The sequence below is a fragment of the Mycolicibacter sinensis genome (assembly GCF_001667945.1).
GTDB classification, from domain to species: Bacteria; Actinomycetota; Actinomycetes; order Mycobacteriales; family Mycobacteriaceae; genus Mycobacterium; species Mycobacterium sinense_B.
Genome location: NZ_LZJK01000015.1, coordinates 26,922 through 37,330, shown reverse-complemented (window position 1 = coordinate 37,330; position 10,409 = coordinate 26,922). Strand labels below are relative to the sequence as shown.

Below are 10,409 nucleotides of genomic sequence, written 5' to 3'. Positions count from 1 at the left end.
GCGCCCCTCCCCTGGCCCGCGCCCTGGTGACCTGTGCGTCGGCCGCCACCCCGGCCGGTGCGCTGGCCGCCGGCGGCCCCCACACGGTGCTGCGGGTGCAGCGGCTGTCGGGTCGGGGCAACAGCCGCACGCTGGCTGCTGCCGCCTACTCCGCCGCAGCCGGGGTGCTCGCGGTACCGACAATCGCGCTCGCGGTACCGTGGCTGACCGAACTGCATCGACTGATCGCGGGCTAACCCACGCCGCCGGCGTGCCGCGCAGGGCGTCACCTACGACCGAAAGGCGAATGTATGAGCGCGTCGGAGACTGTCGGCACCGCCCAGATCGGGGTGACCGGTCTGGCCGTCATGGGTTCCAACATCGCGCGAAACTTCGCCCGGCACGGCTACACCGTGGCGCTGCACAACCGGTCGGTCGCCAAAACCGATGCCCTGTTGAGCGCATACGGCTCCGAGGGCACCTTCGTGCGCAGCGAGACCATTCCGGAATTCCTTGCCGCTCTTGAGAAGCCGCGCCGGGTGCTGATCATGGTCAAGGCCGGCGAGCCCACCGACGCGGTCATCAACGAACTCGCCGACGCCATGGAGCCCGGCGACATCATCATCGACGGCGGCAACGCGCTCTACACCGACACCATTCGCCGGGAGAAGGCAATGGCGGCGCGCGGTCTGCACTTCGTCGGCGCCGGCATCTCCGGCGGTGAGGAGGGCGCTCTCAACGGGCCCTCGATCATGCCGGGGGGCCCGAAGGAGTCCTACACCTCCCTGGGCCCGTTGCTCGAGGAGATCTCCGCCCACGTCGACGGGGTGCCGTGCTGCACCCACATCGGGCCGGACGGCGCGGGCCATTTCGTGAAGATGGTGCACAACGGCATCGAGTACTCCGACATGCAGCTGATCGGCGAGGCCTACCAGTTGCTGCGCGACAGCCTGGGTCTCTCGGCGCCGCAGATCGCCGAGGTGTTCACCGAGTGGAACGCCGGTGATCTGGACAGCTATCTGGTCGAGATCACCGCCGAAGTGCTGCGCCAGGTCGACGCCAAGACCGGCAAGCCGCTGGTCGACGTCATCGTCGACGAGGCCGAGCAGAAGGGCACCGGGCGCTGGACGGTGAAATCCGCTCTGGACCTTGGGGTTCCGGTAACCGGTATCGCCGAGGCGGTGTTCGCCCGGGCGCTGTCGGGATCGGTTCCCCAGCGCCGCGCCGCGGCGGGTCTGGCCGCCGGGGCACTCGGTGAACGCCCCGGTGATGCGGCCCGGTTCACCGAGGACGTCCGCCAGGCGCTGTACGCCTCGAAGATCGTCGCCTACGCGCAGGGCTTCAACCAGATCCAGGCGGGCAGCGCCGAATACGGCTGGAATGTCACGCCCGGCGATCTGGCGACGATCTGGCGTGGCGGCTGCATCATCCGCGCGAAATTCCTCAACCGGATCAAAGAGGCATTCGACACCGATCCCGATCTGGTCAGCCTGCTGGCGGCCCCGTATTTCCGCAGCGCCGTGGAGGCGGCCATCGACTCCTGGCGGCGGGTGGTGACCACCGCGGTCAGCCTGGGCATTCCGGTTCCCGGTTTCTCCTCGGCGCTGGCCTACTACGACGGTCTGCGCACCGAGCGGCTGCCGGCCGCCCTGACCCAGGCCCAGCGCGACTACTTCGGAGCGCACACCTACGGTCGGGTGGACGCCGAGGGCAAGTTCCACACGCTGTGGAGCGCCGACCGCAGCGAAGTGCCCGCCTAATCCAGTAGCTCCAGTACGGCGTCGGTGTAAGCCTGCGGATCCTCGATCTGTGGGTAGTGCCCGAGGCCGGGCAGCTCGACGACGTCGGCGGCGGGCCGCAGCTCACGTAAGCCCTCGAGCACATTGGTGGTGGCCACCGGATCGCCGAGCCCCCACACCAAACCCAACGGCTTGGGCCAGTCGCGCACCGCCCCGTGCCAGCGCTGCGCGTAACGCACCCGTTCGTCGAGGTAGGCCGAGAGCAGGTGCGCGATCCGGTGGCCGCCGTTGTGGCACAACAGTTCCCACTGCGCGGCGGCTTCTTCGGGGGACAGCGGATGCTGCGCAGAGAACAGCCGGCCGAAGCCGCGGACGAAGCTGCGCCGGTTCGTCAGCCGGGCGGCGAGGCCACCGAACGGGCCGCGCAGCAGTTTCTGGATGGGACGCAGGCTGGCCCGCTCCAGGATCACGCTGCCGTTGGACAGCACCGCGCGGCGCAGATCGAAGGGCAGGGTGCCCTCGAGATCGCGGGCCAGCAGTTCGGTCGTCACCGAGGTGCCCATGTCGTGGGCGGCCAGCACCACCGGACCGGTGGTGGCCGACGCCAGCACCTGCTGGACCAGATCGGCCTGCTCCAACAGGCTGTAGCGATGCCGGCGCGGCTTGTCCGACAACCCGAAGCCGAGGAAGTCCATCGTCAGCCAGGACCGGCCGGCCAGCCGGGCGACGACCGACCGGAAATCGTAGGAGCTGGACGGAAACCCGTGCAGCAGCAGCACAGTCGGCCCCTCCCCCGCTCTTGATCGTACGAAGACCCGCCCGGCACCGGTCGATACCCACCGGCCACCGTCCCGCCACTCGCGCACGCTGCGCGACATCGTGGTCATCCCAGATTCGGCAGTTCGTCGACGATGTCGTTGAACACCGCTTGCGGGAACCCGAAGTAGGCCTCGGCGATGTCTTGCAGGCCGGTCTGCAGCGCAGCGCCGATCGCGGTGGGATCACCGGCGAGCAGCGCCTCGTGCAGGTTCCACAGCGCCGTCTGCGGTGTGGTGATCAGGTCACGCACGTCCATGATCAGCTTCGTCAGCAACCCCGGGTCCTCCGGGACGGGAATCCCGTTCCAGCTGACCAGCGTCCAGCCGTCGGTGGGGTTGCCCTCGATCGAGATGATGCCGGTGTTGGGCAGCAGCGGTGATCCGTCGTCGCCTGTGAACATGGTTTGCAGGGTCAGCGGCAGCAGCAGCGAGATGTCGGGGTTCTTGACGTTCATCGCCACCCAGGCGGCGACATCGGCTTCGTTGTCGAACCCCACCGCGGTGATCGCGCCGTTGTCGCTTACCACCGGGTTGGCCAGGGCGGCGCTGTACATCGTGTTGACGGCGTCGGTGAAGTTCGCGTTGAGCACCACGCCGTTGGGGTCTTCGACCGAGCCCGGTATCGGCACCAGGATCAGCCCGAGCAGCGACCACAGCAGCGGCGTCAGCTGGTAGAGGAATCCGGACAGGCTGGCGATGGGTTGCCCGGCGTAGATGCCGCTGTCGATCTCGTTGAGCCCGGACAGGATCTGCGGCGTCATGTGCTCGAGTGCGGCAAACGGCGCCGCGGTGTCCATGTCCCGGATGGCCTGCCCGGAGAAGATACCGGCGACCTGATCACCGAGCTCCCTGTGGAGCTGGTCGGCCACATCCTGCGCCTGCTGCACACCGAGATCGCTGAGCGGCGGCCCCGGATGATCCGGCGACGGGGTGATGACGTCGTTGAACGGCGGCATCCGCTGCCCGTGTCGCACGATGTCGATCACGATGTCCTGGGCATCCTCGCCGGTGAGCGCTATGCCGGCGATGACGGTCCCGGCGACACCGGGCTGCGCCGGTGCCGCGATGACGCCCGCGCCGATGACGGCGACACCGGCGGCCACCGGCCAGATCGACCTTATCGGCATGACCATCACCTCCTAACCGAGACTTCCGAAGGCATCGACGATGTCGTTGAAGACCGCGCCCGGGAATTGGGTCAGCGCCGAGCCGATCTGCTCGATACCGGTCTGGATCGCGTTCATGATCGTCGTCTGGTCACCGCCCAGGATGGCTTCGAAGATGTTCCAGATCGCCGTCTGCGAGGGCAGGACGAGATCGCGTCCGTCGACGAACAGGGCGCTCAGCAGATCCGGATCCTGCGGAATCTCCTGGCCGTCCCAGCTGAGCAGCGTCCAGCCGTCGGTGGGGTTGCCCGCGATCTGCACGATGCCGGTGTTGGGCAGCAGCACGGTGGAAAGCCCGTTGGCGACGGTGTGCGACTCCCGGATGAGGTCCAAGAAGAACGGCAGATCGGGGTTCTTGACGTTCATCATCACCCACGCGAAGATCGACGCCTCGCTGTTGAATGCCACGTCGGTGATCTGGCCGTTGTCGCTGACGATCGGGTTGGCGACCGCATGGTCGTACATCGCGTTGATGGCATCGGTGAAGCGGGCATTGAACATCAGTCCGTTGCCGTCTTCTGAACCCGGCCCGGGCACCAGGGCCAATCCCAGCGGCGCGCCGAGTGCCCACGCGCCGACGGTCAGGAAGGCCAGCCGGCCCCCGAGGCTTTCGATCGGGTCGAGGGCGTATATGCCGCTGTCGACTTCGTTGAGCCCCGGCAGTATCTGCACGTTGTCCGTCATGTGCTCCAGGGCGGCGAACGGAGCCGAGGTCTGCATCTCGCGCAGGCCCTGCCCGGCGAAGATCCCGGCGACCGGGCCCAGTTCGTCGAACAGCTTCTGTCCGACGTCTTGCGCCTGTTGCAGGCCCAGACCGCTGAGCGGGGCTCCGGGGAAGGCCGGCGACGGGGTGAGCAGGTTCTCGTACGGCGAGATCATCTGCGCGTGCCGGACGACATCGATGACGACATCCGGTGCGGCACCGCCGGTGAGCTGAATATCGGGTGGCGCCGCGGTCGCCGGCGCCGGCAGCGGAGTAACCGGGGCGACGGCGATGCCGCCGGCCAGGACGGCACCGGCGGCCAGCGACAGGAGCTGATGTGCGTGCATGGTTCGGACCTCTGTTGTGGGGAAAGTGGTGTCCAGCCGGTCGGCGAAGTCGCCGCTGGAAAATTCCGCAGTTTGGCTATTTCTCAGCATCGCTGCGCCCTGGGTAAATTCCTGACAGCTAACTTTGTTCGGTGCGACATCCGCTGGATCGCCCGGGATTATTCCGCGATTGAGCCGGTGCGATTACCGCGGGTGCCGGCGCGACCCGCAGGCCCGAAATTCGGCCCCGGCGGCGACAGCGTGGGCCACTGTCGTGATGCCGCGAGGTTTCGATCCCTGCCGAGCTACTCGTAGAACGGCCGCGCCCAGCTATTTCCCTTGCACGGCAATCTAAACGGTGCGCAACAAAGTCCGCCCGCTACGATCCGCGGTTGCGCCACTGGCGGTGCAGTTTGCGCTGCAGATAGCCTTCGACGCTGCACCCCCGCCACGCCGACGGAGCACCGATCCCGCACGGACGGCAGGCGTGGTGTTCGGGCCGGGTGGGCCGTGGGGCGCGAGAGACTCTGATCGGGGCCCGAAGGGCCCCACCTCGCCAGCCGTAGCTAACTGTCATCTCTGTTCCCCTAAACGACGCCATGAGTTTACCCGACTATGCGACTGTGAGGAAGATCAATTTTTCGTCGGGTTCGCCCCGCCCGAAATCGAGTGGTGCACACCGATGCGCTGGCGGTACCGTGGCTGACCGGGCCGAAAAGATGTCACCCGGTGGCCGCCGCGGCAACCCGTGGCATCCGGTGTTTGCCCGAACCCCGGCTCTCAGACCCTGTGGAGGCGAACAGATGGGCTCCTCGGAACCCAACGGCCCAAAGGCGGGCACCCGATGAGATTCGCACGCGGGTATGACCCCGGCTATGACCTGACCTACGACGACGTGTTCATCGTCCCGAACCGCTCGGCCGTCGACTCACGCCTCGACGTCGACCTGTCCACCCGCGACGGCTCCGGTGCCACCATCCCGGTGGTGGTGGCCAACATGACCGCGGTGGCGGGCCGGCGCATGGCTGAGACGGTGGCCCGGCGCGGTGGCATCGTGGTGCTGCCGCAAGATCTGCCGATCGATGCCGTGGGCCAGACGGTGGCGTTCGTGAAAAGCCGCGACCTGGTGGCCGACACTCCGGTGGTGCTCTCCCCCGACGACTCGGTGTCGGCCGCGATGGCGCTGATCTCCAAACGGGCCCACGGCGCCGCGGTGGTGGCGGTCGACGGCCGCCCCACCGGCCTGGTGACCCGGGCGTGCTGCGAGGGCGTGGACCGCTTCAGCCGGGTTCGCGACGTCGCGATGTCCGACCTGCTCAGCGTTCCGATCGGCACCGAGCCGCGCAAGGTATTCGACCTGCTGGAGCACGCTCCGGTCGACGTCGCGGTGCTGACCAACGCCGACGGCACCCTGGCCGGCGTACTGACCCGCACCGGGGCGATCCGGGCCGGCATCTACACCCCGGCCACCGACGCGGCCGGCCGGCTGCGGATCGCCGCCGCGGTCGGCATCACCGGCGAGGTGACAGCCCGCGCGGCGGCGCTGCTGTCGGCCGGGGTGGATGTGCTCGTCATCGACACCGCGCACGGGCACCAGGAAAAGGCGCTGCAGGCCATCCGCTCGGTGGCCGCCCTCAAGCCGGGCGTCCCGCTGGTGGCCGGCAACGTCGTGTCGGCCGACGGCACCCGGGATCTGATCGCCGCCGGGGCGGACATCGTCAAGGTCGGCGTCGGCCCCGGCGCGATGTGCACCACCCGGATGATGACCGGGGTGGGCCGCCCGCAGTTCTCGGCCGTACTGGAATGCGCGGCGGCAGCCCACGAACTCGGCGCCCACGTCTGGGCCGACGGCGGGGTGCGCCACCCGCGCGACGTGGCACTGGCCCTGGCCGCGGGCGCATCGAACGTGATGATCGGCTCCTGGTTCGCCGGCACCTACGAATCCCCCGGCGACTTGATGTTCGACCACGACGACAAGCCGTACAAGGAAAGCTACGGAATGGCGTCCAAACGCGCCGTGGCCGCCCGCACCGCTACCGACAGTGCATTCGACCGGGCCCGCAAATCGCTGTTCGAGGAGGGCATTTCCACGTCGCGGATGGCGCTGGATCCCGATCGCGGCGGGGTCGAGGATTTGTTGGACCACATCACCGCCGGCCTGCGCAGCACCTGCACCTACGTCGGTGCGGCCGACCTGGCCGAGTTGCATGAGCGCGCGGTGCTGGGGGTGCAGTCGGCCGCCGGCTTCGCCGAAGGCCATCCGCTACCGTTCGGCTGGTGAGACCCGTGGCGGCACCTGCACCCATGGTGGCGAGTGCTGCCCCGGTGGCGAGCAGTACCGACTCATGACGATCGCGCTCACCCTGGGCAGCCTGCTGGCGTTCCTGGTCCTCACTTTGGGAACGGCGGTGTTCGTCGCCGCCGAGTTCTCCCTGACCACGCTGGAACGCAGCGCGGTGGAGGCCAACGCCCGCCGTGGCGGCCGGCGCGACCTCTACATCCAAGACGCCCACCGCACACTGTCGTTCCAGCTGTCCGGCGCCCAGCTGGGCATCTCGATCACCACGCTGGCCACCGGCTACCTCGCCGAGCCGGTGCTGGCCCGGTGGCTGCGGCCCGCGCTTGCCGCCCTGGGCCTGCCCGAGGCGAGCGCCGCCGGGGTGGCGCTGGCGCTGGCCCTGGTGATCGCCACCTCGCTGTCGATGGTCTTCGGCGAGCTGGTGCCCAAGAACCTGGCCGTAGCGCGTCCGCTGCCGGTTGCCCGCGCAGTGGCTGGGCCGCAGCTGCTGTTCTCGCGGCTGTTCGCGGCCGCGATCAAGCTGACCAACGGGACGGCGAACCTCATCCTGCACCGGCTGGGCATCCAACCCGCCGACCGGCTGGCATCGGCCCGCTCGCCGCGGGAGCTGGCCTCGCTGGTGCGCAATTCCGCACGCAGCGGTGCGCTCGACCCCAGTACGGCCGCCCTGGTGGGCGGCTCGCTGCGGTTCGGCGCCCTGACCGCCGCCGAATTGATGACGCCGCGCTCGAAGATCGTGAGCCTGCAGGCCGGCGACACCGTCGCGGATCTGGCCGCGGCCGCCATCGAGACCGGTTTCTCCCGCTTCCCGGTGGTCGACGGCGACCTCGACGCCACCGTCGGCATCGTGCACGTCAAGCAGGTCTTCGCGGTTCCCGCCGCGCAGCGGGCGACCACCCCCATCACGGCCGTCGCCCAACCGGTGGCGGTGGTGCCGTCCACCCTCGACGGCGATGCGGTGATGGAACAGGTCCGGGCCAACGGCCAGCAGGCGGCGCTGGTCGTCGACGAGTACGGCGGCACCGCGGGGATGCTCACGGTGGAGGATCTGATCGAGGAGATCGTCGGCGACGTCCGCGACGAACACGACGATGCCACGCCCGACGTGGTGGTGGCCGGCGGCGGCTGGCAGGTGTCGGGCCTGCTGCGCATCGACGAGGTGGCCGCCGCTACCGGGTACCGGGCCCCCGAAGGCTCCTACGAGACCATCGGCGGGCTGGTGCTGCAAGAACTCGGGCACATTCCGGCCGCCGGCGAGACCGTCGAACTGACCGCATTCGATCCCGACGAGCTGTCGGCGCACCCGCCGCGCTGGCTGGCCCGGGTAGTCCGGATGGACGGCCGGCGCATCGACCTGCTGGCGCTGACCCAGCTGGGGGCCGGCAATGGCTGACCTGTTCAACGTGGTGTTGACCGTGCTGCTGATCGCGGCGAACGGGTTCTTCGTCGGCGCGGAGTTCTCGCTGATCTCGGCGCGTCGAGACCGGCTCGAGGCGCTGGCCGAACAGGGCCGGCGCAGTGCGGTCACCGTGATCCGCGCCGGCGAACAGCTCCCGCTGATGCTGGCCGGCTTCCAGCTGGGTGTCACGGTGTGCTCGATTCTGCTCGGCCGGATCGGGGAACCCGCCGTGGCCGACCTGCTCGAGCAGCCGTTCCGGCTGGTCGGCATCCCGGACCCGCTGCTGCATACCGTGGCGTTCGTCGTCGCACTGTCGGTCGTGGTCACGCTGCACGTGCTGTTCGGGGAGATGGTCCCGAAGAACATCACCCTGGCGGGCCCGGAGACGGCGGCGATGCTGCTGATCCCGCCGTACCTGATCTATATGGCCGCCGCCCGGCCGTTCATCGCGTTCTACCACCGGTGCGGCCACGCCGTTTTGCGCGCCCTGCGGGTGCAGCCCAAGGATGAGCTGGAGATCACGGTCTCCACCGTCGAACTGAGCGAGATGATCGCCGAATCGGTCTCGGCGGGGCTGCTCGACCTCGAGGAGTACACCCGGTTGACCCGGGCCCTGCAGATCCGCACCCGCACCGTCGCCGATGTGGCGCTTCCGGTCGGTGACATCCGCGCCGTTCCGGCCGCGGCCGCCGGCCGGGGCCCCACCGTGGCAGCGGTCGAACAGGCCCTCGCCCAGACCGGGTACTCCCGGTTTCCCGTGGTCGACCAGGGCGAATTCGTCGGCTACCTGCACATCAAGGATGTCCTGCCGCTCAGCGAGAGCACGGCGGGTCCGAGCTCCGAACATCCCGAGGCCGACGCGATCGTCGACCTCGGCGTGGTGCGACCGTTGCTCCGGCTTCCCGCGTCGCTGCCGGTGGCCGACGCGTTGACCCGGCTGCGGCGCACCAACAGCCACCTGGCGCTGGCGGTCGACACCGAGGGCGCCGTGGTGGCGATGGTGGCCCTCGAGGACCTGGTCCAGGACGTCGTCGGCACCGTCCGCGACGGAACGCATCGTGTTTGACCTGGTCGAGGAGTCGACGCTGGACACCGAGCAGTGGCAGGCGCGGGCAACGGCCTACCGACTGCGCCTGGAGCGCTTCCTGAGCCCTGCGCAGCGCCGGATCGCCGCCGGCGATCCGGTTCCCAAGTTCCTGTTCAGCTACTACAGCTTGCGCCCGCGACAGTTACGCACCTGGAACCCCGGATTCGGGGTCGCGCTGGCCGGGGCCGCAGCATTGCGCGACTACCAGGGCCGCCGAGGATACGTCGTGGCCGGTGACACGGTCGCGGTCGCCGAGGACTTCGTGCGCGAGCGGGCCGACACCGTGATGTTCGTCGCACGGCTGTTACGGGCCACCGCCGCGCGTCCAGCCCAGCTGAACTGTTTCGGCCTGCACGAGTGGGCGATGCTCTACCGGAGCGACACGGTCCGGCACGGCCATGTTCCGCTGCGGCTTCCCGCGGCCGACGTGGATCGAGTGGTTGAGGCAACACCGCTGCGCTGCACGCACTTTGACGCCTTCCGGTTCTTCACCCCGGCGGCGGCGCCCCGTAACGCCGGCACACCGAGCCGGGCCGGCCAAACCGCTTGGGAGCAGCCGGGTTGCCTCCACGCCAACATGGACTTGTACAAGTGGTGCTACAAGCTGGGGCCCCTGATCGATTCCGAGTTGCTGCTGGACTGCTTGCAGTTGGCCGCGGCGGCGCGCGAGATCGACATGCGCGCGAGCCCCTACGACCTGAGCAGCTATGGCTATCAGCCGATCTGCATCGAAAACCCCGCCGGCCGTGCTGAATACGTCCGTTGCCAGACTGGGATCGCACAGCGCGCCGCGCCGCTGCGTTCCGCCCTGCTCAAGCGGTGTGACCTGCTGTTGGCGGTCAAGGGATGCGGCTAGCGTGTTGTCGGCCGGTAAGGTGGTGGATTGGCTATGA

At 68.9% G+C, this 10,409-nt stretch carries 8 protein-coding genes and 1 pseudogene; 6 read left to right on the top strand and 3 right to left on the bottom strand.

Features of this window, described 5'->3' with window-relative positions; genetic code table 11:
• Nucleotides 1-236: pseudogene (locus A5694_RS00910) on the top strand (M56 family metallopeptidase); the annotation flags it as partial.
• A gap of 54 nt (nucleotides 237-290) precedes the next feature.
• A complete protein-coding gene (gene gndA / locus A5694_RS00905; protein WP_064919977.1) occupies nucleotides 291-1,739 on the top strand; it encodes an NADP-dependent phosphogluconate dehydrogenase in 1,449 nt (482 codons plus the stop codon).
• Here gndA and A5694_RS00900 read toward each other — a convergent pair.
• Genes A5694_RS00900 through A5694_RS00890 form a run of 3 tightly spaced genes read right to left on the bottom strand, consistent with a single transcriptional unit; the run spans nucleotide 1,736 to nucleotide 4,752 of the window.
• The gene (locus A5694_RS00900) at nucleotides 1,736-2,596 is read right to left on the bottom strand and encodes an alpha/beta fold hydrolase (protein ID WP_082952446.1); all 861 of its coding nucleotides are present in this window, start codon (nucleotides 2,594-2,596) and stop codon (nucleotides 1,736-1,738) included. The two genes, gndA and A5694_RS00900, sit on opposite strands and share 4 nt — an antisense overlap.
• 5 nt (nucleotides 2,597-2,601) lie before the next feature.
• A complete protein-coding gene (locus A5694_RS00895; protein ID WP_064919982.1) occupies nucleotides 2,602-3,663 on the bottom strand; it encodes a histidine phosphatase family protein in 1,062 nt (353 codons plus the stop codon).
• A gap of 12 nt (nucleotides 3,664-3,675) precedes the next feature.
• Nucleotides 3,676-4,752, bottom strand: a complete 1,077-nt coding sequence (locus A5694_RS00890; RefSeq protein ID WP_064919975.1) for a phosphoglycerate mutase family protein — start codon at nucleotides 4,750-4,752, stop codon at nucleotides 3,676-3,678.
• A gap of 823 nt (nucleotides 4,753-5,575) precedes the next feature.
• On the opposite strand from A5694_RS00890, the gene A5694_RS00885 reads away from it, so the two are divergent.
• The 4 genes from A5694_RS00885 to A5694_RS00870 all read left to right on the top strand — a co-directional run bounded on the left by A5694_RS00885 (nucleotide 5,576) and on the right by A5694_RS00870 (nucleotide 10,372).
• Entirely contained in the window at nucleotides 5,576-7,012 is a 1,437-nt protein-coding gene (locus A5694_RS00885; RefSeq protein ID WP_064919974.1) for a GuaB1 family IMP dehydrogenase-related protein, read from the top strand.
• A 64-nt stretch (nucleotides 7,013-7,076) separates the two neighbouring features.
• On the top strand, nucleotides 7,077-8,423 hold the full coding sequence (locus A5694_RS00880) for a hemolysin family protein (protein WP_064919973.1): 1,347 nt from the start codon (nucleotides 7,077-7,079) through the stop codon (nucleotides 8,421-8,423).
• A complete protein-coding gene (locus tag A5694_RS00875; RefSeq protein WP_064919972.1) occupies nucleotides 8,416-9,495 on the top strand; it encodes a hemolysin family protein in 1,080 nt (359 codons plus the stop codon). Before A5694_RS00880 ends, A5694_RS00875 begins: the two co-directional genes overlap by 8 nt.
• A complete protein-coding gene (locus A5694_RS00870) occupies nucleotides 9,488-10,372 on the top strand; it encodes a hypothetical protein (protein WP_064919971.1) in 885 nt (294 codons plus the stop codon). The genes A5694_RS00875 and A5694_RS00870 overlap by 8 nt, the downstream gene beginning before the upstream one ends.
• Nucleotides 10,373-10,409 lie beyond the last annotated feature (37 nt).

Excerpts from the sequence above, each read along its gene's own strand:
- A5694_RS00895 (WP_064919982.1), bottom strand. The coding sequence starts at position 3,663 with ATGCCGATAAGGTCGATCTGGCCGGTGGCCGCCGGTGTCGCCGTCATC.
- A5694_RS00875 (WP_064919972.1), top strand. The coding sequence starts at position 8,416 with ATGGCTGACCTGTTCAACGTGGTGTTGACCGTGCTGCTGATCGCGGCG.
- A5694_RS00900 (WP_082952446.1), bottom strand. The coding sequence starts at position 2,596 with ATGTCGCGCAGCGTGCGCGAGTGGCGGGACGGTGGCCGGTGGGTATCG.
- A5694_RS00885 (WP_064919974.1), top strand. The coding sequence starts at position 5,576 with ATGAGATTCGCACGCGGGTATGACCCCGGCTATGACCTGACCTACGAC.
- A5694_RS00880 (WP_064919973.1), top strand. The coding sequence starts at position 7,077 with ATGACGATCGCGCTCACCCTGGGCAGCCTGCTGGCGTTCCTGGTCCTC.
- A5694_RS00890 (WP_064919975.1), bottom strand. The coding sequence starts at position 4,752 with ATGCACGCACATCAGCTCCTGTCGCTGGCCGCCGGTGCCGTCCTGGCC.
- gndA (WP_064919977.1), top strand. The coding sequence starts at position 291 with ATGAGCGCGTCGGAGACTGTCGGCACCGCCCAGATCGGGGTGACCGGT.